Annotated in this window: 17 protein-coding genes and 3 riboswitches; of the genes, 14 read left to right on the top strand and 3 right to left on the bottom strand. The window is 35.2% G+C overall.

Going from position 1 to position 24,137, the window contains the following annotated elements; all coding sequences use genetic code 11:
• The first annotated feature begins 191 nt into the window (after window positions 1-191).
• From ACYVEC_RS03775 to ACYVEC_RS03760, 4 genes are all read left to right on the top strand, one after another.
• On the top strand, window positions 192-1,859 hold the full coding sequence (locus ACYVEC_RS03775; RefSeq protein ID WP_460505679.1) for a glycoside hydrolase family 13 protein: 1,668 nt from the start codon (window positions 192-194) through the stop codon (window positions 1,857-1,859).
• Window positions 1,860-2,064: 205 nt separating this feature from the next.
• Window positions 2,065-3,702, top strand: coding sequence for a PTS transporter subunit IIBC (locus ACYVEC_RS03770; protein WP_098347013.1), 1,638 nt, complete (start codon window positions 2,065-2,067; stop codon window positions 3,700-3,702).
• A 4-nt stretch (window positions 3,703-3,706) separates the two neighbouring features.
• Window positions 3,707-4,498 carry an endonuclease/exonuclease/phosphatase family protein gene (locus tag ACYVEC_RS03765; RefSeq protein WP_460505676.1) on the top strand — a complete coding sequence of 264 codons (792 nt, stop codon included), beginning with the start codon at window positions 3,707-3,709 and terminating at the stop codon, window positions 4,496-4,498.
• 306 nt (window positions 4,499-4,804) lie between these two features.
• Window positions 4,805-7,780 carry a YhgE/Pip family protein gene (locus ACYVEC_RS03760; RefSeq protein ID WP_460505674.1) on the top strand — a complete coding sequence of 992 codons (2,976 nt, stop codon included), beginning with the start codon at window positions 4,805-4,807 and terminating at the stop codon, window positions 7,778-7,780.
• A gap of 40 nt (window positions 7,781-7,820) precedes the next feature.
• On the opposite strand, the gene topB is transcribed toward ACYVEC_RS03760, so the two are convergent.
• Window positions 7,821-10,010, bottom strand: a complete 2,190-nt coding sequence (topB, locus tag ACYVEC_RS03755; protein ID WP_460505672.1) for a DNA topoisomerase III — start codon at window positions 10,008-10,010, stop codon at window positions 7,821-7,823.
• Window positions 10,011-10,236: 226 nt separating this feature from the next.
• Window positions 10,237-10,346, top strand: a riboswitch (TPP riboswitch).
• A 72-nt stretch (window positions 10,347-10,418) separates the two neighbouring features.
• Here topB and thiM point away from each other — a divergent pair.
• Window positions 10,419-11,228, top strand: a complete 810-nt coding sequence (gene thiM, locus ACYVEC_RS03750; RefSeq protein WP_063221627.1) for a hydroxyethylthiazole kinase — start codon at window positions 10,419-10,421, stop codon at window positions 11,226-11,228.
• 13 nt (window positions 11,229-11,241) lie between these two features.
• Entirely contained in the window at window positions 11,242-11,901 is a 660-nt protein-coding gene (gene thiE, locus ACYVEC_RS03745) for a thiamine phosphate synthase (protein ID WP_063221628.1), read from the top strand.
• A 114-nt stretch (window positions 11,902-12,015) separates the two neighbouring features.
• Here thiE and ACYVEC_RS03740 read toward each other — a convergent pair whose 3' ends face one another.
• On the bottom strand, window positions 12,016-13,329 hold the full coding sequence (locus ACYVEC_RS03740) for an anaerobic C4-dicarboxylate transporter family protein (protein WP_460505669.1): 1,314 nt from the start codon (window positions 13,327-13,329) through the stop codon (window positions 12,016-12,018).
• A 283-nt stretch (window positions 13,330-13,612) separates the two neighbouring features.
• Window positions 13,613-13,697: riboswitch (cyclic di-GMP riboswitch) on the top strand.
• 140 nt (window positions 13,698-13,837) lie between these two features.
• On the opposite strand from ACYVEC_RS03740, the gene ACYVEC_RS03735 reads away from it, so the two are divergent.
• The 6 genes from ACYVEC_RS03735 (at window position 13,838) to ACYVEC_RS03710 (ending at window position 20,569) form a co-directional block, all read left to right on the top strand.
• Window positions 13,838-15,577, top strand: a complete 1,740-nt coding sequence (locus ACYVEC_RS03735; protein ID WP_063221630.1) for a methyl-accepting chemotaxis protein — start codon at window positions 13,838-13,840, stop codon at window positions 15,575-15,577.
• A 61-nt stretch (window positions 15,578-15,638) separates the two neighbouring features.
• Window positions 15,639-15,740: riboswitch (TPP riboswitch) on the top strand.
• A 100-nt stretch (window positions 15,741-15,840) separates the two neighbouring features.
• On the top strand, window positions 15,841-16,161 hold the full coding sequence (locus ACYVEC_RS03730; protein WP_000082906.1) for an MTH1187 family thiamine-binding protein: 321 nt from the start codon (window positions 15,841-15,843) through the stop codon (window positions 16,159-16,161).
• A complete protein-coding gene (locus ACYVEC_RS03725) occupies window positions 16,133-16,906 on the top strand; it encodes an ABC transporter permease (RefSeq protein ID WP_001057157.1) in 774 nt (257 codons plus the stop codon). The genes ACYVEC_RS03730 and ACYVEC_RS03725 overlap by 29 nt, the downstream gene beginning before the upstream one ends.
• Window positions 16,903-17,901 (top strand): ABC transporter substrate-binding protein, encoded by a 999-nt coding sequence (locus tag ACYVEC_RS03720; RefSeq protein ID WP_063221631.1) that lies wholly within the window; start codon window positions 16,903-16,905, stop codon window positions 17,899-17,901. Before ACYVEC_RS03725 ends, ACYVEC_RS03720 begins: the two co-directional genes overlap by 4 nt.
• The gene (locus ACYVEC_RS03715) at window positions 17,898-18,647 is read left to right on the top strand and encodes an ABC transporter ATP-binding protein (RefSeq protein WP_063221632.1); all 750 of its coding nucleotides are present in this window, start codon (window positions 17,898-17,900) and stop codon (window positions 18,645-18,647) included. The genes ACYVEC_RS03720 and ACYVEC_RS03715 overlap by 4 nt, the downstream gene beginning before the upstream one ends.
• A 389-nt stretch (window positions 18,648-19,036) precedes the next feature.
• Complete coding sequence (locus ACYVEC_RS03710; protein ID WP_460505665.1) at window positions 19,037-20,569, top strand: ABC-F family ATP-binding cassette domain-containing protein; 1,533 nt, start codon at window positions 19,037-19,039, stop codon at window positions 20,567-20,569.
• Between the two features lie 471 nt (window positions 20,570-21,040).
• Here ACYVEC_RS03710 and ACYVEC_RS03705 read toward each other — a convergent pair whose 3' ends face one another.
• Window positions 21,041-23,065 (bottom strand): glycosyl hydrolase family 18 protein, encoded by a 2,025-nt coding sequence (locus ACYVEC_RS03705; protein WP_460505663.1) that lies wholly within the window; start codon window positions 23,063-23,065, stop codon window positions 21,041-21,043.
• A gap of 369 nt (window positions 23,066-23,434) precedes the next feature.
• On the opposite strand from ACYVEC_RS03705, the gene ACYVEC_RS03700 reads away from it, so the two are divergent.
• Window positions 23,435-23,806: a DnaJ family domain-containing protein gene (locus ACYVEC_RS03700; protein ID WP_460505661.1), complete on the top strand. Its 372-nt coding sequence runs from the start codon at window positions 23,435-23,437 to the stop codon at window positions 23,804-23,806.
• 10 nt (window positions 23,807-23,816) lie between these two features.
• Window positions 23,817-24,131: a thioredoxin family protein gene (locus ACYVEC_RS03695; RefSeq protein WP_063221636.1), complete on the top strand. Its 315-nt coding sequence runs from the start codon at window positions 23,817-23,819 to the stop codon at window positions 24,129-24,131.
• The last annotated feature ends 6 nt before the right edge of the window (window positions 24,132-24,137 follow it).

Below are 24,137 nucleotides of genomic sequence, written 5' to 3'. Positions count from 1 at the left end.
TATGTAACGTGCGTGGTCAAGAGTAGGTGAGGAATGAGATTTGCCTTTGTGAGAAATAAATAAAGCATAAGAATAAAGAAACTACATAGAGTTCAATGAAAACAGTTGCAAACTATTCATATTTTGTTATGATAGTGTTACGAAAACGTTTGCATAAAAATTCTGATGGGATGCAAAAGGAGAGAATGACTATGAATAAGACATGGTGGAAAGAAGCGGTTGCTTATCAAATTTATCCACGTAGCTTTATGGATTCAAATGGCGATGGTATTGGAGATTTACAAGGTATTATTGCGAAACTGGATTATTTAAAAGATTTAGGTATAGATGTAATTTGGATTTGCCCAATGTATAAGTCACCTAATGATGATAATGGTTATGACATTAGTGATTATCAAGATATCATGGATGAGTTTGGTACGATGGAAGACTTTGATGCTTTACTAGATGAAGTTCATAAGCGTGATATGAAGCTTATTATTGATTTAGTTATTAATCATACAAGTGATGAACATCCGTGGTTTATTGAGTCTCGTTCATCTAAAGACAATCCGAAGCGTGATTGGTATATTTGGCATGATGGTAAAGATGGTGCGGAACCAAACAACTGGGAAAGTATTTTTAACGGTTCGGCATGGGAATATGATGAAGTATCAGGACAATATTATTTACACTTATTCTCGCGTAAACAACCAGATTTAAACTGGGAGAATAAAGAAGTTCGCGAAGTGTTATACGATACAGTTAATTGGTGGCTTGATAAAGGAATTGATGGTTTCCGCGTGGATGCAATCAGCCATATTAAAAAAGAAGATGGTTTCAAAGATATGCCAAATCCCAAAGAACTGAAGTATGTACCATCTTTTGATAAACATATGAATGTGGATGGTATTCAACCTTTATTAGAAGAGTTAAAAGAAAATACATTTTCTAAGTACGATATTATGACTGTTGGTGAAGCGAATGGCGTTAAGATTGAAGATGCTGAGCTTTGGGTTGGAGAAGAGCAAGGCAAGTTCAATATGGTATTCCAATTCGAACATTTAAGCTTATGGGATGCAGAAAAGAAGAAAGATCTTGATGTTGTAGGACTGAAAAAAGTATTAACGAAATGGCAAAAAGGTCTAGAAAATAAAGGATGGAATGCTTTATATATTGAGAATCACGATAAGCCACGTATCGTTTCAACTTGGGGAGATGATAAACAGTATTGGCGTGAAAGTGCAACAGCTCTAGGGGCAATGTATTTCTTTATGCACGGTACACCATTCATTTACCAAGGACAAGAAATTGGGATGACAAATGTTCAATTCCCAAATATTGAAGATTACGATGATGTAGCAATTAAAAATTTATATCGCGAGAAAATTGCAGAGGGCGTATCACATCAAGATATGATGGAAATTATATGGGCTTCTTGCCGCGATAATTCACGTACACCTATGCAGTGGAGTGATGAGATGAATGCTGGCTTCACAACAGCAGGTGCACCTTGGTTTGGTATGAATCCAAGCTATAAAGAAATTAATGTTGAAAAGCAAAAGAGTGAAGAGAACTCTATTTTCAATTTCTATAAAAAAATGATTGCCTTGAAAAAAGAGCACGATGTACTGAATTATGGTACGTACGATTTGCTTTTAGAAGATGATCCGCAAATTTATGCATATACTCGTACATTAAACGATGAAAAAATCGTTGTAATGAGTAATATTTCAAAAGAAGAAGCTGTATATAATGAGGATTCATTCGCACTAGAACGCAAACGTTTGCTTTTAAATAACTATGAAGTTGCGGAACATGAACAAGTAACTACAATCACGTTAAAGCCTTATGAAACAAGGGTTTATCGCATTTCATAATAAAAAAGGATGCTCTTAGAGCATCTTTTTTTATGAAAAAAAATAAATTTCTATTGCAAAGTGAAAACGCTTTTATTAAAATAGATTTATGAAAACGGTTGCGTAAAGATAAAAATAAAGTAACGTAAGGAATCGTTTTCATAAAGGAAACAGAAATTATAATTTAAATCATTATTTTGTTATAAATAAAGGGGAGGAAGAACAGATGAAAATTACGTCTTTTGATTTTTGGCAAAAGTTCGGGAAAGCATTATTAGTTGTTGTAGCTGTAATGCCAGCAGCTGGTTTAATGATTTCTATCGGTAAGTTGATTGGGATGTCTGCTGGGGATATTAACGCAGTTCATACAATCGCTCGCGTAATGGAAGACATCGGTTGGGCGATTATTACAAATCTACACATCTTATTCGCAGTAGCAATTGGGGGATCTTGGGCGAAAGATCGCGCGGGTGGTGCATTTGCAGCGCTATTAGCATTCGTCTTAACAAACAGAATTACGGGAGCTATATTTGGCGTAAACGCTGAAATGTTAGCGGATTCAAAAGCGAAAGTTTCTTCAGTATTAGCAGGGGATTTAATTGTAAAAGATTACTTTACTTCTGTACTTGGTGCACCAGCATTAAACATGGGAGTTTTCGTAGGGATTATCACTGGTTTCTTAGGAGCTACTTTATATAACAAATACTATAACTATAACAAACTGCCACAGGCATTAGCATTCTTTAACGGAAAACGATTCGTACCATTCGTTGTAATTGTTTGGTCTACAGTCACTGCAATTGTATTATCACTTTTATGGCCATTCATCCAAAGTGGGTTAAATGAATTTGGTCGCTGGATTGCAGCTTCAAAGGATAGTGCACCAGTTGTTGCACCATTTGTATATGGAACGTTAGAGCGTTTACTATTACCATTCGGTTTACACCATATGTTAACGATTCCGATGAACTACACAGAGCTAGGTGGAACATATACGATGTTAACTGGCTCAAAAATTGGACAAGTTGTAGCAGGACAAGATCCTTTATGGCTTGCATGGATTACAGATTTAAATAACTTATTAGCAAATGGAGATACAAAAGCATATAACGATTTATTAAATAACGTTGTACCAGCTCGATTCAAAGCAGGACAAGTTATCGGTTCAACAGCAGCGTTAATGGGTATTGCATTCGCGATGTTCCGTAATGTTGATAAAGAAAAACGTGCAAAATATAAACCAATGTTCTTATCAGCAGCATTAGCAGTATTCTTAACAGGTGTAACAGAACCAATTGAATTCATGTTCATGTTTATTGCTCCAGTATTATATGTTGTATATGCAATTACAACAGGACTTGCATTCGCATTAGCGGATTTAATTAACTTACGTGTTCACGCATTTGGATTTATTGAATTAATTACTCGTACACCGATGATGGTTAATGCAGGACTAACTAGAGATTTAATCAATTTCGTTATCGTTTCATTAGTATTCTTCGGTCTGAACTTTACATTATTCAATTTCTTAATTAAAAAGTTCAACTTACCAACACCAGGACGTGCTGGTAACTATATTGATAATGAAGATGAGTCATCAGAAGGAACAGGAAATGTACAGGATGGTTCATTAGCAACAAAAGTTATTGATTTATTAGGTGGAAAAGAAAATATTGCTGACGTAGATGCTTGTATGACACGTTTACGTGTAACAGTAAAAGACTTAGCTGTTGTTGCACCAGAAGCACAGTGGAAACAAAATGGTGCTTTAGGACTGATCGTAAAAGATAAAGGTGTACAAGCAGTATATGGTCCGAAAGCTGACGTATTAAAGTCAGACATTCAAGATATGTTAGGTGCGTAATAATATGAAATTGCTAACTTTAAACTGTCACTCTTGGCAAGAAGAAAATCAAATAGAAAAGATAAAATATCTTGCTAAAGTCATTCAAGAAGAAGAGTATGATGTCATCGCATTGCAAGAAGTAAGTCAGTCGATAGGGGCTAAAAATGTATGCGGTAACAAGAAGAAAGATAATTTTGGACTTTTACTATTAGAAGAGTTAAAAGCGTTACATGTAAAAGATTACAATATTACTTGGGATTTCTCTCATATTGGTTATGATGTGTATGAAGAAGGATTAGCGATTGTAACGAAACATAATGTTGTAAAAGAAGATACGTTCTTTATTTCAGAAAATAAGGATACAACGTATTGGAAAACGCGCAAAATTGTAAGTGCAACAATTGCTTATAATGGTAAGAACATCACATTTTACTCTTGCCACCTCGGTTGGTGGAATGATGAAGAAGAATCATTCAAAGGTCAAGTTAATCGTTTGATGGAGCGTATAGATAGCAATGAACTATCCTTCTTAATGGGTGATTTTAATAATAACGCCCGTTTGCAAGGCGAAGGTTATGAATATATGATGCAAAAAGGTTTGTACGACACATATGAACTAGCAATAGAGAAGGATAAAGGAACGACTGTCCAAGGTGAGATTGCTGGTTGGGATGAAAATAAACATAATTTACGAATCGATCTAATATTGTGTAACCGAAGTGAAAAAGTTCGTTCTTCAAAAGTTATTTTTAATGGTACAAACCGAAAGGTGATTTCAGACCATTTCGGTGTAGAAGTACAAGTAGATATATAATAGAAGAAATCCTCACAGATGATGAAAAACTGTGAGGATTTTTTTTAGCAATACAAGTATTTCCAAGAGAAAATACTTGTATTTTTTATGACATTTCCTATATATTTGTTATTATTGAATGTAAAACCGATTTGGTCATTTTGTATTCATACTTTGACTGACTTCGTTATATAATGTAGTAAGTCAAAGTTAATGGGAAAAAATAGTTCGTTTTTGGTTAATCCACGATGTAGAAAGTGATATAATTGCAAAATGTATGTATCATTTTCTAAAGAAGGAAAAATATATAATTAGGTGATAACTTCTATGAAACAAATTTGGCGTATTTATAAGACAGATTTACGGAATGTAGCTAAACATTGGGCTGCAATTGTTATTGTTGTAGGATTAATGATTTTACCATCGTTATATGCATGGTTTAACATTAAAGCTTCCTGGGATCCGTACGGAAATACAAAAGAGGTTCCCATTGCAGTTTCTAACCAAGATGCTGGCTCTAATTTAAGAGGAAAAGACATCAATATTGGTGACGAGATTGTAGATTCTCTTAAGAAAAACAAAAATCTTGGGTGGAAATTTGTAGACGAAAAACAAGCAATTTACGGAGTTGAGCGCGGGGATTATTATGCAAGTATTACAATTCCAAAAGATTTCTCTGAAAAGATTGCAACTGTTCTGGATGAAAATCCACAGAAACCAGAACTGGATTACTATGTAAATGAAAAAGTAAATGCAATTGCACCAAAAATTACAGCAAAAGGTGCATCAGGTATTACAGAAGAAATTAGTAAAAACTTTGTTAAAACAGCAAATGGTGAGATTTTTAAAGTTTTTAATGATCTTGGAATCGATTTAGAAACAAACTTACCGAGTATTGAGAAGGTAAAGGATCTTGTATTTAAGTTAGAAGCGCAGTTCCCAGAAATGAATACATTGATGGATAAGGCGTTAGATGATGCGACTCGAGCAGAGGATGTTGTGAAGGTAGCACAAAAAGAGTTACCGGTTGTAGAAAGTGTTATGAATGATGGGCAAGAAGCGTTAGGGAATTTAGATAAATTCTTTGCGAGAAATGATGAAACATTGAATCGTGCTCCGGGAACTATTAAGAATAATTTAATTGTAACGAAGCAGGGCTTGGATGCTGCAGCGAAAATTACAGATTACTTAAAAAATCCTTCATTTGATTTTAATCTGACACTTCCAGATCCAGCTAAATTCCCAGTGTTACCTAATATAACTCTTCCACAAATACCGCAAATACCAGAAATTCCAGCGTTACCGCAAGTGAATGGTGATGGGTATAAGAATATTGCTAAAAATATTGATCAAACTGTAAATAATGTTTTCAGCTCAATACGTGTTGGAACAACTTACGCACAAGGTGTTATAAACGGGTTGCAAAATGGTAATTTTGATCCGGAAAAAGCGAAACAAGATCTTAATAATGTTTCTGAGACGTTGCAAGGACGTGCGGATAGTGTTTCATATGTAATTGATGTCTTTACTAAATTTAAAGAGTCGGCATCAACTGATTTTGGAAAAGAATTCTTCCAAAAGAGAATAGAAAGATTAACAAACCTTAAATCAGCTATCGAAAATGCAAATGGTGGCGTTAAAGATATTGCCAATATTATTGGTACAGGGCAAGAAGTGAAAAAAGATGTAAGAGATGCTACTAATAAAAAATTAGATGCAATAAATAACTTGGTAAATCAAGCAGAAGCAGATTATAATGCAACATTCGTAACTGATTTTGAAAAAGCAGTAAGTACAGCCGAGCAATTGAAAGATAAGGCTGAAGGTGTAAAAGAAGATGCGCAACAACTTAGAGGTAATTTAAATCAAGATATAAAAAAAGCGAATGAGTTAGTAAATCAAACCAATGAGGCATTAGACAATGGTAGAGAAAAGTACGATAAGGCTGTAAGTGATTACAGCAGATTAAAAACAGAACTTGGAAAAGCAAGAGAAGACTTAAGCAACGCAGGTGTTAATGGATTAGACTCTACAAAAGTAGCCTTAAATGATTTAAATGGACAGTTCAAAGCAGCATGGAATTTATTTAACGACATGATTCCAGTTCTGGAAAGTACAAATAAAGTTTTAGCAGATGTAAATAGTGATAAGAACACGAATAACATGATTTCTAAAGTGAATAAAATAAAAGATGGTCTTCAAAAAGGAATCGATTTAACTGATAAAGGAATTGACGCTATTAATAAAGGTCAAAAACCAGCAGCAGATGTCATTGAGAGTATTAATGAAGTGTCTAAAAATGTTTCAGCACAAATAGGCGATATTTTGGCTAAATATGATTCTGAAATCACTCCAAATTTCAATGCAGCTATTGCTCGTACAAAAGAGATGTCTAAAAACACATCTCAAATTTTAAAAGAAGCAGACAAAAAGCTTCCAGATGTTAAAAAGTTACTAGAAGATTCATCAAAAGGCTTAGTAGACGGTAAAAAGAAATTAGCAGATATTAAAGCTGAAATGCCAGCTACTGAGAAAAAGATTAAAGAATTAGCAGATAAAATTCGTGATTTTGAATCTGAAGAGGATTTAAAAGACATCATCCGTTTATTGAAAAATGATGTTGAGAAGCAAAGTGATTACTTTGCGAATCCAGTAAATTTAAAAGAGAATAAATTATTTGCGATGCCGAACTACGGTTCAGCAATGTCACCATTCTATACGGTGCTTGCATTATGGGTAGGCGCATTATTAATGGTTTCATTATTAACAGTAGAAGTACATGAAGAGGGCGCGAATTATAAGAGCCATGAAATTTACTTCGGACGTTTATTGACATTCTTAACGATAGGTCTTTCACAAGCGTTTATCGTATCGATGGGAGATATATTCTTACTCGGTACGTACGTAGTCGATAAGTTCTGGTTTGTATTATTTAGTTTATTTATTGGTGGAGTCTTCGTTTGTATCGTATACTCACTCGTTTCTATTTTCGGAAACGTAGGGAAATCGATGGCGATCATTTTACTTGTACTGCAAGTAGCAGGATCGGGGGGAACATTCCCAATTCAAATGACACCAGCGTTCTTCCAAGCAATTTATCCATTCTTACCGTTCACATACGCAATTAGTGCAATTCGTGAAACAGTAGGCGGGATGCTTTGGGATATCGTAACGCGAGATTTACTTGTGTTAAGTGCTTTCGTAGTAGTTATGATTGTTGCTGCGTTATTACTGAAAACACCAATTAACAAATCGAGTGAAAAGTTTGTTGAGAACGCAAAAGGAAGTAAAATCATTCACTAAAATAAAAGGTTCCTACCGATAGAGGTAGGAACCTTTTTGTTTAATCAAATTTTAATTTCTTTAATGCTTCTGCAAATGGATTGTTTAATGGTTCTTCTTCTTTGTTCTGTTGTTTCATATATTTTTGAACGTCGCGCTTAGCAGCTTTGTTTCCAGATTCCTTTTTACGTCTCTCTTGGAATGTCGATAATTTCTCACGATAGCCACATTTACATGCGAAGATTTGTCCAGCACCTTCACCACGTAATTCTAATTTTTTCTTACACTGAGGACAACGAGCGTTTGTTGTACGAGATACATTTTTACGATGACCACATTCACGGTCTTGGCAAACGAGCATTTTTCCTTTTTTGCCGTTTACCTCTAGCATTGGTTTACCACAGTCTGGACAAGACTTTGTTGAAATGTTGTCATGTTTATATTTTTTATCACTCGATTTAATTTCAGAAACAATTTCTTTCGTATAGTTCTTCATTTCTGAAATGAATACTTCTTTTTTCAGTTTACCCTTTGCAATTGCCTCTAGCTTTTGTTCCCACTCACCAGTTAGTGTAGGTGATTTTAACTCTTCTGGCACTAAATCAAGTAACTGACGGCCTTTTGAAGTAATGTGAATATCTTTACCACGTTTTTCAATTAAGAACGAATTGAATAGCTTGTCGATAATATCAGCTCGTGTTGCTACAGTACCTAATCCACCAGTTGATTTTAACGTATCAGCAAGTTGTTTATTTTGCGTATCCATATATTTTGTAGGATTTTCCATTGCTGAAAGTAAAGTCGCCTCGTTAAAACGTGCAGGTGCTTTCGTTTGACCGGATGTTTGCATAATTAACTTTACAGTTAATGTATCGCCTTTTTCAATGCGAGGTAAAAGTTGCTCTTTTACGTCATCAGTCACATCATCATCTTCAAAGCGATTTTCGTATACTTCTTTCCAACCGGCATGTAGAATAGTTTTTCCGCGTGCAATGAACGTTTCATTGCCGACTTTTGTGCGTAATGTTAGTTGTTCGTATTCGAATGCTGGGAATAAAACAGCTAAGAAACGTTTTACAACTAAATCATAAATTTTGCGTTCTTTATCTGTGAAGGCTGAGAAGTTAACGTATCCTTCTGTTGGAATAATTGCGTGATGATCGCTTACTTTACTATCATCAACAAATGATTTATTAGCCTTGATAGGCTTTTGTAATACTTTATGTGCTAAAGGACGATATTCTCCGACACCACATGCTTTTAGACGTTCTGGAAGTGTTCCAACGATATCAGATGAAATATAGCGTGAATCTGTACGAGGGTACGTTAACACTTTATGTTGCTCATACAATTTCTGCATAATGTTTAATGTTTCTTTCGCAGAGTAACCGAACTTTTTATTTGCATCACGTTGTAATTCAGTTAAATCGTAAAGACCAGGAGAGAATGACTTCTTTTGTTTTTTATCAATTTCTATAACAGTGGCATTTTGTTTATCTAAAACTTTTACGATGCTATCAATTTTTTCTTTATTAAAACTACGGCTATTGTCATTTGCATCTTGCCACGTTAGTTTTAGTTGATTTGTTGTTTGAGCTTCAATGCCGTAGTAAGTTTGAGCTTTGAAGTTCTTTATTTCATCTTCACGATTAGCGATCATAGCGACAGTAGGTGTTTGTACACGGCCGCAATTCAGCTGGGCATTAAAGCGAGTCGTTAAAGCTCGAGTCGCATTAAGACCGATATACCAGTCAGCTTCTGAACGCGCAACTGCTGAAGCATATAAATTGTCATATGCCTTACCTGGTTTTAAATTTGCAAAACCATCTTTAATTGCTTTGTCAGTAACGGATGAAATCCATAGACGTTTGATTGGTTTGTTAACTCGAACCTTATCAATAATCCAACGAGCGACCAATTCTCCTTCACGCCCAGCGTCTGTTGCTACAATAATTTCATTTACATCTTTTCTAAGAAGCTGACTTTTTACAGCATTAAATTGTTTTCCTGTTTGTTTAATAACCGTTAATTTCAAACGCTCAGGTAGCATCGGTAAATCTTCTAAATTCCACTTTTTATATTTCACATCATAGTTTTCTGGATCTGCTAATGTAACAAGATGACCTAAAGCCCAAGTTACAATATATTTATTACCTTCAAGATAACCATTTCCTTTTTTATCGCACTTAAGTACACGCGCAATATCTCGTGCAACGGAAGGTTTTTCAGCGATTACAACGCTTTTTGACATATTTAAAACATCCTTTCAAAATTCCATACGTTAACTATAGCATACATCTTCTTGAGATTCAGTTTCGCTCCATATTTGAGCGGTTTTTAGTGGAATGAACAAAACACCCACTGATTAAAGTTTCACTTGATTATGCTTATTGTTTTATAGGGTGCTTCTATATTAAATAGAAAAGTAAAGAACTTGTTATTTTATTAGAATAAGAGTAGACTTTGAAGTAGATGAATAATAAACACATGGGAGTTTGTGGATGCAAACTGAGAGTATGACTAATCCGTCATTGACCATTTGAACCTGTTGGATAATGCCAGCGTAGGGAGAGTGTAAAAGCACATGTTCAGGCACTTTGCGTACGCGCAAAGTGCCTTTTTGTGTATCTCCCATCACTATAGTTAGGAGATGAAAAGGATGAATATGAAAGAAATTAGTAAAGTAGTGGATTTGGTGAGAGAATCTAATCCGCTCGTTCATAATATTACAAATGTTGTTGTCACAAATTTTACAGCTAACGGTTTGTTAGCGCTAGGAGCATCGCCTGTAATGGCGTATGCAAAAGAAGAAGTGGCAGAAATGGCGAGTATTGCTGGAGCGTTAGTATTAAATATGGGGACACTACGTCCTGAAGAAGTAGAAGCGATGTTACTTGCGGGTAAATCAGCAAATGTGAACAATGTACCAGTACTGTTTGATCCAGTTGGTGCAGGAGCAACATCGTATCGAACAGAAGTTGCGAGACATATTCCGGCCGAAATCGAGTTAGCAATTATTCGCGGAAATGCAGCTGAAATAGCGAATGTTATTAATGAGAGCTGGGAAATTAAAGGGGTAGACGCCGGTGCTGGAAATGGCAATGTCGTAAGTATTGCAAGGCAGGCAGCGGATGAATTAAATACAGTAGCGGTGATTACTGGAAAAGAAGATGTTGTTACAGATAGAGAGCGAACGATTCTTATTCGAAATGGTCACCCTATTTTAACGAAAGTTACAGGTACTGGTTGTTTACTAACCTCTGTAATAGGAGCATTTGTAGCAGTAGAAAAGGATTATGTAAAGGCAGCAGTAGCAGCATTAACGTTTTATGGTGTAGCTGCGGAACTGGCAGCTACTAAGACGGTGGAAAAGGGACCTGGTAGTTTCCAAATTGAATTTTTAAATCAGTTAGCGAATACCACTTCGGGTGATATTGAGAAGTATGGGAAGATTGAGGAGTTAAAGTAAGGGGATGAAAAACATGATGCGCATTGAAGCAAAGAGAATGTCTAAGTTATTACAAGTGTATTTTATTATGGGAAGTAATAACTGTACGAAGGATCCGTTAGCTGTATTGAAAGAAGCGTTAGATGGTGGAGTGACACTTTTTCAGTTTCGTGAGAAGGGAGAAGGAGCTTTAATCGGAGAAGATAGAGTGCGCTTTGCAAAGGAATTGCAGGCGCTTTGTAAGGAATATGGTGTTCCTTTCATTGTAAATGATGATGTAGAATTAGCCATTGAATTAGATGCAGATGGCGTGCATGTTGGACAAGATGATGAAGGAATTACTACTGTTCGTGAAAAAATGGGGGATAAAATTATCGGTGTATCTACACATACAATTGAAGAAGCGAGCTGGGCAATTGAAAACGGAGCTGATTATTTAGGTGTTGGTCCGATTTTTCCAACGAGTACAAAAAAAGATACGAAAGCAGTTCAAGGAACGAAAGGTTTAGCTCATTTTAGAGAACAAGGAATTAGGATACCGATTGTTGGTATTGGTGGGATTACAATTGAAAATACAGCTTCGGTTATAGAAGCGGGTGCGGACGGTGTTTCATGTATTTCAGCTATTAGTTTATCGGAATCTGCTTATGAAAGTACGAGGAAATTAGCTGAAGAAGTAAATAAAAGTTTGTAGAAAAGGGAACTGTACACACATAGTAAAGAACAGAATGGACAGTTAAAAATATTTAAACAAACGTTTGATTAAAAAAGCACAAACCCTTTAAAATTGTGGGTTTGTGCTTCTTCTTTAAAACATAATTGAAATTAAGAGCATTCCAATTCCGATAGAAGTGAATGTTGCGATTAGGCCGGGAATCATAAAGCTGTGATTTAAAACATATTTACCAATGCCTGTTGTACCAGTACGATCAAAGTTAATCGCAGCAACGATTGTTCCATAGTTTGGAATGAAGAAGTATCCATTTACTGCAGGGAACATAGCGATTAGTAGTGCTGGTGGAATACCGAGTGATAATCCAAGAGGCATTAAAGCGCGTACTGTTGCTGCTTGGCTATATAGTAAAATAGATAGAGTGAATAATGCGATGGCAAATAGCCATGGTGCACTTGTTACTAGGTGCTGAATTGATCCTTGAATCATATTTAAGTTTCCGTTAAAGAAAGTATCTCCCATCCAAGCAATCCCGAAAATAGCAACAACTGCTGTTGCACCCGCTTTAAAGACGTTACCAGACACGATGCTTTCTACATTTGGTTTACAGAAAATAATAATAAGAGCTGCAATCGTTAACATAACCATTTCAATTGTGTTTGGCATGGAAAGACGGGCTAACTTCCCATCAACTATCCATCCTGGACGAAGTGCTTCAAATGAACCGAGAAGTACGACAAGGAAAGTTCCTAATAGGAAAAGGATAACTGATAATTTAGCGCCTTTTACACCGACAAATTCTTTTTTCTCTTCAATCTTAGGAATCATTCCTTCTTTTAATCGTTTCAAGTATTCAGGGTCTTCATTTAATTCTTTCCCCATTTTGCTAGCAACAAATGCAGCTACCATACAAGCGATGAAAGTAGAAGGGATACTTACTTTTAAAATATCTAATAAGGTGATTTTATAGTCAGCTAACATTGCTAGAAGTGCAACTGTTGCAGCTGATATAGGACTAGCTGTAATTGCTTGTTGGGAAGCGATTACGGCAATTGACATTGGTCGTTCCGGTCTAATCCCGGATTCGCGAGAGACTTCTGCGATGACAGGAAGTACAGAATAAGCAACGTGACCAGTTCCTGCACAAAGTGTAAATAAATAAGTAACAATTGGAGCAAAGAATGTAATGCGTTTTGGATTTTTTCGTAATGCTTTCTCGGCCAGATGAACAAGGTAGTCCATTCCTCCAGCGGCTTGGAGTGCACCAGCAGCTGTAATTACTGCTAAAATCATAAGCATGACATCAATAGGAGGAGCTGTAGGTTGTAAGTGGAAGACGAAAACAAGTATTGCCATACCAACGCCACCCATTACTCCTAGACCAACTCCGCCTAGACGTGCGCCAATAAAAATGCAGAGTAGTAACGTAAGAAATTGTAGCCAAAACATGATAAACTACCTCCGAAATTCATTAGTTAAGATATATTCGAATAATTTAATTTAAATGAAAATTAAAATAAATACTCAAAACAATCCTTGTGTTATATACATTTTTTATTATATAACACAAGAAATGTAACATTCACGTACTTTGTTAAATTATTTCGAAAAAATAATACGTTAAAATTTTACATTTGTATCTCTAAATAGGTAGACATTTTAATTTTAATGTTGTAATCTTTTGTAGAGAATAATTTAATTCTCATAGAACTCCCATATCGTTCAACTCGTTCAGCGAGAAAGGCAAACTGATGGAAACATTAGGACGCAAAACTACAGGAGCTAAGGCCGAAAGGCTATGCTAGCCAGTTACCGGACGGATAGGGTTGGTCTTGACCAATGCTCTTTTCATTGGTCTTTTTTTTATTTGTAAACAAATGAGAATCTTTATCATTTATTGAGGTTTATATTTTAATAGTTTTACTTTATATTAAGTTAATTAAGAAGGGTGATGTTAATGAAAAAGTATTGGCATAAGTTGTCGTTTCTTCAAAAAAATGTATTGTTAACTGTGTTAGTTATTTTGACGCTTGTTGGTACTATGGGAGCGTTAAGTTTTAATATGTTTCAAAATAGTATGATGTCTATATTTGAAAGGCATTCTTTTGAAACAGGAGATACGGTATTACATAAATTAGACGAAGAGATAGTGAGAGATGTTACAAAAGACCCAGTGGCACAAAGAGAAAAGAGAGAGAAGTTAACAGAGAAATTAGATGAAGCAACGGAAGAATTGAATAGTGTTGGACAAACGTATATTGTTGGAGCAAAAAAAAATGAAAAAGGTGAGTTACTAATCGTCGACTTGTCTACAGACTTAGCAAATGTTGTTGAAGTAAGACCGGGCGAATATTATAAACAACCAGATCTTTGGATGAAAGCATACGATAAGGTAATGAGCACGAAAAAAGCAAACATGACAGTAGTATATGAAGATCTATTAGGATCATGGGTAACGATATTAGAGCCAATTAAAGATGGAGACGGAAATATTGTGGCAATTGTTGCAGCCGATGTAGATGCTTCTATTGTTCCTAGTACAAAGGAAAAATTCATTATACAAGGTTTAATGTTTATTTGTATTTCTGTTTTAATTGCAACTGTTATTCAATTCTTAATTGTACGTAACGCACTTGCTCCATTGCGAGATTTACGTGAAGGGTTGCGCAAAGTCGGTGAAGGTGATTTGAGTATTAAATTAGAAGAAAGACCAGATGATATTGGTATTATTAATGCGTATTTTAATAATACCATCGAGAAGTTTAAAGGAATTGTAGATAAAGTGAAGCAGACAGCCGAACAGGTTTCCTCATCTTCAAAAGAATTGTCAGTGAGTACGAAAGAGAATAGCATGGCAGTTCAAGAAATCGTAAGTTCTATGGTTGGGGTAAGAGCGGGCACTCAGTCACAAGAAACTTCAGTACCAAAGTATTTAGGTATTGTATATGAAATGGAAGATAGGATAGAAGAGATAACAAATGCTGCAGAACAAATGACGGAAGAGTCTGAAGGTATGGAGCATCATTCAGTAAAAGGAAATGGTGTTATTGAACAGGCGATTAATCAAATGAACATAATACAAAATGCAGTACAGGATGTATCTTCTATCATTTATTCTTTGGAAACAAGATCAAAAGAAATTAATGATATTGTAACTGTAATTACAGGTATTTCAAACCAAACTAATTCGTTAGCTTTAAATGCTTCTATTGAATCCTCACGTGCTGAGGAAACTAGAAGGGGATTTGCCGTTGTTGCTGATGAAGTGCGTAAATTAGCAGAGCAAACGGAAGCATCAGCAAAAGATATAGCAAAATTAATAGGGGAAACACAAGCTGAAACGGAAGAAGCTGTTGTTTCAATGCAAAAGGCTTCAAAAGAAGTAGAATCTGGAATTAAACTTGTTCGAAGTAGTGGTGCCTTCTTTGAAAAAATTTCAAAATCAGCACAATCTGTTACAAATCAAGTTAGAGTTGTTTCTAGCAATTCAAGTGATATATTGCAAAATAGCGAAAATATTGTTCGTGTTGTAAATGAACTATCACATATCGCAAATATGTATGCGAATAGTAGTAGTAATATTGAAGCGAGTATGAAAGAACAGGAAATGTCTGTACAAGATATTGCTGAATTAGCGAGTTCTTTAAGCTGGCTTTCACAGGAGTTACAAGAGTTAATTGGAGAATTCAAGAGTTAACTGAAATGATTATACATGCTTTTGTTTGTTCAATAAAATAAATCATGCTACAATGAAAACGAATTAAGGACCGGGGAGCCAATTGGCTGAGAGGATGTAAGCAAACATCGACCCTCAACCTGATCTGGATAATGCCAGCGTAGGGAGTTACTTAAAGTGATGTAGCATATGTTATTCTATAATAACTTGCATACAAGGCTTTCCTACGTAGTAGGAAAGCCTTTTCTTGTTTTAAAATTTAATTTCAGAAGGGGGATATTATTATGTCACAACAAGTTACAATGTCATTTTCAGTAGTACCACAAGCAAAAACAAAAGATGTATATTCTGTTGTTGATAAAGCAATTGAAGTTGTACAACAATCGGGAGTTCGTTATGAAGTAGGAGCAATGGAAACAACGCTGGAAGGAGAATTAGATGTACTTCTTGATGTCGTTAAACGTGCGCAACAAGCTTGCGTGGATGCTGGAGCTGAAGAAGTGATTACTTCTATTAAAATCCATTACCGTCCAAGCACTGGTGTAACGATAGATGAAAAAGTTTGGAAGTACCGTGATGAATATGCAAAACCAGAAGCAATCTAAAATAATTACAACAATTTGGCTTATCCTTCTCATTGCAATATGGGAAGGATCTGTTTCATTATTTAAAATTGAACCTTGGATTTTACCAAAGCCTTCTGCCATTGTTCAAGAATTAATTGGAATGAAGGATTTACTATTACCGAATACGATGCAAACGTTACAAGAGGTTATAATTGGACTATTTTTTGCGATTTTAATTGGGACAAGTATTGCAATTCTTATGGACGTTATCCCTTTATTTCGTATTTTAATAAATCCGTTGCTTGTTATTTCGCAAACGATTCCAATCGTTGTACTTGCACCGTTATTTATTATTTGGTTTGGATATGGAATGCTACCGAAAGTAATGGTAGTAATACTCGTTTGTTTCTTCCCGATTGCGCTTAGTATTTTAGAAGGTTTTCAAACGGTAGATAAAAATATGTTGAAGTTGTTGCAAACGATGAAGGCAACGAAATGGCAAGTTTACCAGAAAGTAAAGTTTCCGGCAGTGCTTCCATACTTTTTCTCCGGTTTGAAAATTGCAGTTACATATAGCGTCATGGGAGCGATTATTGGAGAGTGGCTCGGTGCCAGCGAAGGGTTAGGAGTTATGCTTACGAGGGCTACAAAATCCTTTTTAACTGCCCGGGTATTTGGTGTTGCAGCAATTATTGTTATGGTGACATTATGTCTGTATTTTATCGTGGAGTTTATGGCAAGAATAACAGCACCATGGATATATAGAAAGGACGGCAGAAAATGAAAAAAGGTTTAAAAGTTATGTTGGCTGCCTTATTAGCAGTAGGTGTGGCTGGATGTAATCCGGCGAAGAAAGAAGAAAGTGCAAGTAAAGATCAAAAAGTAAAAGTAGTATTAGATTGGTTCCCGAATACGAATCATACTGGTTTATATGTAGCGCAAGCGAAAGATTATTATAAAAAGCAAGGCTTAGATGTAGAAATTATTCAGCCTGGTGACAATGTAACAGCAGAGCAAATGATAGCTTCAGGAAAAGCTGACTTCGCAATAAGCGCACAAGAAAATGTAACGTTGGCTCGGGTGGAAGGTATTCCTGTTGTATCTGTAGGGGCGATTATTCAGCATAACACTTCAGCTTTTGCGTCACTTAAGAAAGATAACATGACTTCACCGAAAAATTTTGAAGGCAAACGTTACGGAGGCTGGGGAGGACCAGCAGAAGAAGCAACGTTGAAGACAATTATGGAGAAACATCAGGCTGATTTTAATAAAGTCGAAAAAATCATTTTAGGACAAACAGACTTCTTTAAATCAATTGGCCGTGATGCTGATTTCGAATGGATTTATTACGGTTGGGATGGTATTGAAGCAAAGCGTCAAGGAAAAGAGTTAAATACAATTATGGTGAAAGACTTAGATCCAGCGCTCGATTTCTATAGCCCTGTTATTATTACAAGTGAAAAACATACGAAGCAAGATAAAGACTTTGTGAAAAAGTTTATGAATGCAACGACAGAAGGGTATAATTTTGCAATTAAAGAACCAAAAGAAGCAGCGGATATTTTAATTAAAGCTGTTCCAGATGTGAATAAAGAGTTAGTGCAAGAGAGTCAAAAGTGGTTAAGTACGAAGTATCAAGATGATGCAAAAGCATGGGGAGTACAGAAGGAAGAAGTTTGGACGAATTACATGAATTTCTTATATGATAACAAAGTTATTAAGAAGAAAATTGATGTGAAAGATGCCTTTACAAATGAGTTCCTTCCAAGTGAAAAATGAGTGGATTACAAATAAAAGATATTGTGAAATCTTTCGATGGAAAGAATGTATTAGCAAATATTAGTGCTTCTATACGAGAGGGAGAATTCGTTTCCTTTGTAGGACCCAGTGGTTGCGGGAAAAGCACATTATTAAATATGATTGCAAATGTTGAAAATCCAACAAGTGGGAATGTAACGTATAAGGATAAGCAAGTACAAGAGCAAGATGCTGTAAGTTATATGCCGCAACAGGATTTATTGCTGCCATGGCGATCAGCTTTGCAAAATATCGTTCTTCCATTAGAAATTGAAGGAAAGCCGAAAAAACAAAGGTTAACTGAGGGAATGGAAGCATTAAAGCAGTTTGAGTTAGACGAATATGCAGACCATTATCCAGATGAATTATCAGGTGGAATGCGTCAAAGAATTAGCTTCCTTCGCACATATTTATGTGAAAAGCCAATTATGCTACTTGATGAGCCTTTTGGAAAATTAGATGCTTTTACAAAAATGGAAGTACACAGTTGGCTTTTAAACTCTTGGCACCAAGAGAAGCAAACAATCGTTATGGTTACACATGACTTAGATGAGGCAATCTTGCTGTCGGATCGCGTATTTATTTTATCTCAAAGACCAGCGTCAATAGTTGGGGAGGTACAAGTGAAATTACCTAGGCCACGAACGATGGATATGTTAACATCACTTGAATTAAAGAAAGATAAGGAAGAAATTTTGAGAGTATTAGCTCCTTATATGAAAAAATAGAAAAAGTCTTTTAACAGTTTTTAGTATAATTGCTGTTAAGAGGCTTTTTTTTATAGGAGAAGAAGGAACAAAAGAAAAAATAGAGAATAGAATATAACAGAGTAGTTTATACTCTTAATATAACAAATGTTAAAGGAGTGAAAGGATAAAATGACTTTATCAACTGTTCTTCAAATGGTTTTAGCTTGATGTGGGAGAAGTCTGCCCATTTTTAACGATTAAGCTAAATTGAAGACAGCAGGTAAAGAACCTTAATCCTTTTTTACGATAATATGTAATGGGTAAGGTGTATTCACCTTACCCATTTTTTATATGCACAATTAAATAAGGCTTTATACTGTTGCTCTCTCTTATTTAGCTTATGGATGATAAGTAAAGGAGAGAAAAAAATGAGTATATTAACAGTAGAAAATTTAAGTCATTCGTATGGTGAGAAAACCATTTTATATAATACGTGCTTTCGATTATTAAAGGGCGAGCATGTTGGGTTAGTAGGGAAAAATGGAATTGGAAAATCAACATTGTTAAGGATTTTAACAGGAGAACTTATACATGATGATGGGAACATTGAATGGTTTCCGCATGTGAAGGTAGGTTTTTTACAGCAGCATATGGATTTACAAGAGGGGATAACAATTGAAAGATATTTACAAAGTGCATTTTCTGATTTGTATGCGATTGAATGTGAGATGTTAAAAATTGCTGAAGAAATGAATGGAGCAGGAGAAGTAGAAAAACTGTTAGTAAAGTATGGAGAATTACAAACTATATTGGAAAGTTCTAATTTCTATCAAATTCATACAGAAATTGAAGAAGTAGCAATTGGTTTAGGGTTGTTTGAGGTAGGTTTGGAAAAGGATGTTTCAAAGTTAAGTGGAGGACAACGAACAAAGTTATTACTTGGGAAGCTCCTTTTAGAAAAAGCTGATGTTGTATTGCTAGATGAGCCAACAAACTATTTAGATACAGCTCATATAGAATGGTTGCAATCATATTTGAGACTGTATGAAAAAGCTTATGTAATCATTTCACATGACGAAGTATTTTTGAACAGTATTACGAATGTTATTTATCATCTAGAAGGAGGGAAAGTGAAGCGATACGCAGGAAATTATGAAAAGTTTGTGCAAAGTTATCAAGTGCAAACGAAACAATTACAATCGGCGTATACGAAACAACAAAAAGAAATTGCTCAGTTAGAAACATTTATTCAAAAAAATAAAATTCGAAAAGCGAAACAGGCTAAAAGTCGAGAGAAAGTGTTAGAGAAAATGCAAAGGGTTGAAAAGGTTAATCATGTAACTCAAACTCGTTTTGATTTCAATGTTTATGAGGAGCCAGTGAGTCGTATATTGCAAGCTGAGAAACTAAGGATAGGATATAGTGATCCGTTATGTCCAGAGTTGAATTTACAAGTGAAAAAGGGAGAAAAGATAGCGATTGTTGGTCATAATGGAATTGGAAAAACGACGATGTTAAAAACGTTATTAGGTCAAATAAAGCCGCTAAGTGGTTCAATTTCTGTTGGAGAACGAGTAAATCCTGCTTATTTTGCACAGGAGGAGTTTGCTTCAGAAACAACACCATTAGAGAAAGTTTGGGCAGAACGACCAGATATGACAAAGAAAGAAGTGCGCCAAGCATTAGCAAAGTGTGGATTGAAAGAAGAACACGTATTAAAACCTATTCGTTTATTAAGCGGCGGAGAACAAACGAAAGTACGTTTATGTGAACTTATCGTAACGAAAAGCAATGTTTTAATTTTAGATGAACCAACTAATCATTTGGATATAGAAACAAAGAAGTCCTTGCAGGAAGCGTTACAACAATATAAAGGAACAGTTTTACTTGTCTCACATGAGCCTTCTTTCTATGAAGCATGGATAACAAAAGTATGGAATATAGAAGAATGGAACGTTTAACAGTATGAATAAAGAAAAGGCATTAGCTTATATAAGCTAATGCCTTTTCTTTGTGATTAACATGATTTTCGAGAACTCTTACATGAGAATTGTATGAAGAAGCACTCTTATGGTGCGCTTATAAGCGTGCTTTTTCTTTTGTTATGTTTATATTTATAATAATACTAGATGCCTTTCCCTAATAGGCGACTATCTTCTTTTATATATATATAGATAGTTTGAAATGGAATGAAAATAATTCCTATATGTAAAGGATAATGTGATTACTATAGGAAGACAATAGAACTTAAAGGAAATTCATGTAAAATTCAGATGAACTTCACACGAACTTCATATTAGAAACTAAATATAATTATAATAGGTTATTGTAATACTGATTTATGATTTTTCATAAAATTAAAAGTTTGAATTTAGGATAGAGCACTCAAACCTAAATTCAAACTTTAGTGAAATAATTAAGGGATGTTACCTTTAGTTTTCGCTAATGGATGCATTTACAAGTTCGGCGGGATTACCTGTCCCTGCCCCTCCGATTGTAACCGATCCACCAGGAGGAATTTCACCATTCCATCCTGCATTCGTAATTACGTAATGATTATTTATTTTACTACTAATTTTAGAATCCCAAACTTGCGTTAAATTGCCGTTATAATCAAATTCTAATTTCCAGTTTTTAATAGGGATCGTCCCGGTATTTTTAATTATAATCGAGAAGTTGTAACCACTTCCCCAATTTGAAGTGACTGAAAAGGTAGCATTGCCATTTCCACCAGGAGGTGTCGTATTAGCATCATCTGTTTTAACTGTAATAGCGGTAGGTTGCGACTTATTTCCAGCAGCATCTTTGGCAATTACTGAAAATGTGTATTCTGTATTAGGTTTCAAGTTTTTAATTGTAATGCTATTTGTTGTTGAACTCCATTTTTCTTCTCCGGCAGTAATTTCATATTCAGTAATTCCTACGTTATCAGTAGATGCAGTCCAGTTCAATTGAACTGAGTTTGAATTTTTATTTGTAACAGCAATATTTTTTGCGTTTGTTGGTGGCTCAGTATCTTTTTGAGTAATAGGTCCACCCAGTAATTCTTTTACTAACGTATCAAGTAATTTAGGTCCACTACAACTATATTTTGGACTTGTACGGCAATCCCCACTTAATTCCCAAAACATTGCTCCACTTAAACCTTTCGTTTTTATATAGTCTGTTTTATATTTCATAGATTCATTGTCATCGTAGCTAATAAATGAGCCTGTAGTCGCGTTATATAAATAAGGTACTTTCGCTACATCGTTCCAGTAGCGAACAAACCCATTTTTATTAACATAATTAGCTGCTAAATCACCATAATCGTACACACCTGTGTCACCGGTAGAATAATCATCCCAAGTACCTTTAGAGGCTAGCTTTCCATCACTACCTGGTTTACAAGGTTGGTATTGTCCGTTATTTTCTTTTCCGCAACTCTTCCATCCACGTCCGTAAAAAGGTACACCTAATACGAGTTTATCCGCTGGAACACCTTCATTTGTATAAATGTCTATAGCACCATCTACGTAAAATTTCGTATCCGCTACTGGGTCATTTGGATCTTTGTATAGAGCTGCATTATGGTTAGAAGTAGGTTCCCATCCACCGTGGAAGTCATATGTCATAATATTAATCCAATCAAGTATTTGAGAGATGTTCTTTAGCTCTGTATGATCAGCATAACGTTGGCTTGCACCTGAAGCGATTGTTAGTAAATATTGTTTACCATCTTCTGCACCAGCTTTAGTTAATGCATTTCGAACATCTTGAAGAAGTAGAGTGAAGTTTTGCTTATCTTCAGGACGATAACTACCACCAGGAATCGTTTCAACGCCAGGATATTCCCAATCTAAATCAACACCGTCAAATCCATATTCGCGTAGGAAATCGACTGTAGATTCAGCAAATACTTTTCTTGTTTTTTCATCAGCGGCCATATCAGAAAAGCGGTTAGACCAAGTCCAGCCACCAACGGAAATAATTGTTTTTAAGTGTGGATACTTAACTTTTAATTGTTTCAGTTCTCCGAAATTTCCGCAGCGGGCGTATTTATCACAATCTTCCCAAGTTGCCCCTGATCCTGGATAAGATTTTGTGACGTCAGCCCATGGTTCACCTAATACGAGAGTACCATTAGGAACTTCTTTATTTTGCAGTGGTACACCAGATTCTTTACAGTTCCACGTTTGTTTATTTGGATTATCAGGATGTGTAGAAGGATTTCCATGTTTTCCATTCCAGCAAATATCAGCAAATGCATAGTTTAGATGAGTGAGTTTTGATGCATCAATGTCTGCAACTTGATAATTACGTCCGTGAATGCCCCATGAAGGAAAATACCCAACAATTTTTTGACCTTGCTTTGGTGAATCTGCTAATGCGAAGTTTGGAGTAATAAAGTTTGTGAGAAAAAGAGGTAAGAAGAGTAGTAGGGATAGTAATAGCAGTGTGAATTTTTTTGATTTCATAGCCATTTCTCCTTTCAAAATAAAAGATATTTAAAGGCATGCGCCAATAAATCAAAATGAATCTAGATGTATAAATCATCTAGATGAAAATGATCAGACATCACGAAGTCTATACAAGAAGCTAGGGATGATTAAATCGTAACAAATGTAAGATTTAGTGTAAACGCTTTATTCGATTCGGAAGGATTTTCTCAATATAAAAAGGCTTGAATACAAACTGTATATGAAAATGAAATATTTGTGAGGTAGAAAATAGCGCCTTATAAATAAAATTGAGAAAAAATTGTATGAAGTCGATTTCTTATGACGTAGCAAGATGAGAAAATATCATGTAAAATAATAGTAAAAATATGTAAAGGAGGGAATAGTGTGGATGTGTTTTTGAATATTGCTGAAGAAAAAATTCGTCAAGCAATACGGAATGGTGATCTTGATAATATTCCGGGAAAAGGAAAGCCACTACAATTAGAAGATCTTTCGAAGGTACCTCCAGAACTTAGAATGAGTTATAAAATTTTAAAAAATGCGGGAATGATTCCCCCAGAAATGGAACTACAAAAAGATATATTAAAAATAGAGGATTTAATCGCTTGCTGTTATGATGAAGAAGAGAGAAAAAAATTACAAGAAGAGTTAACAGCAAAAACACTACGCTTTCAGCAGGTAATGGAAAAAAGAAAGATTAAAGACAGTTCAGCATTTCGTATGTATCAAGGTAAAGTATTTCGTAAACTACGTTAAGAGGGATAAGATGAATAAATTTGAAACGATAGAAGAATTAGCAACATACATTGAAGAACAACCATTAGTACTTCTGTTTATTAAAACGGAAAATTGTGGTGTTTGTGATGTTATGTTAAGGAAAGTAAATTACGTATTAGAGAATTATGATTACGTGGAGAAAATAGAGATATTACTGCAAGACATGCAAGAGGTTGCGGGGCGATATGCAGTATTTACAGGTCCAACAATTTTATTATTTCATAATGGAAAAGAGATTCTTCGTGAATCGCGTTTCATTTCACTTGAAAATCTAGAGAGAACCATTCAATTATTCGAAGATTAAGGGAGG

Source organism: Bacillus sp. MN7755, assembly GCF_054771475.1.
This window is presented reverse-complemented; position numbering and strand designations above follow the sequence as displayed.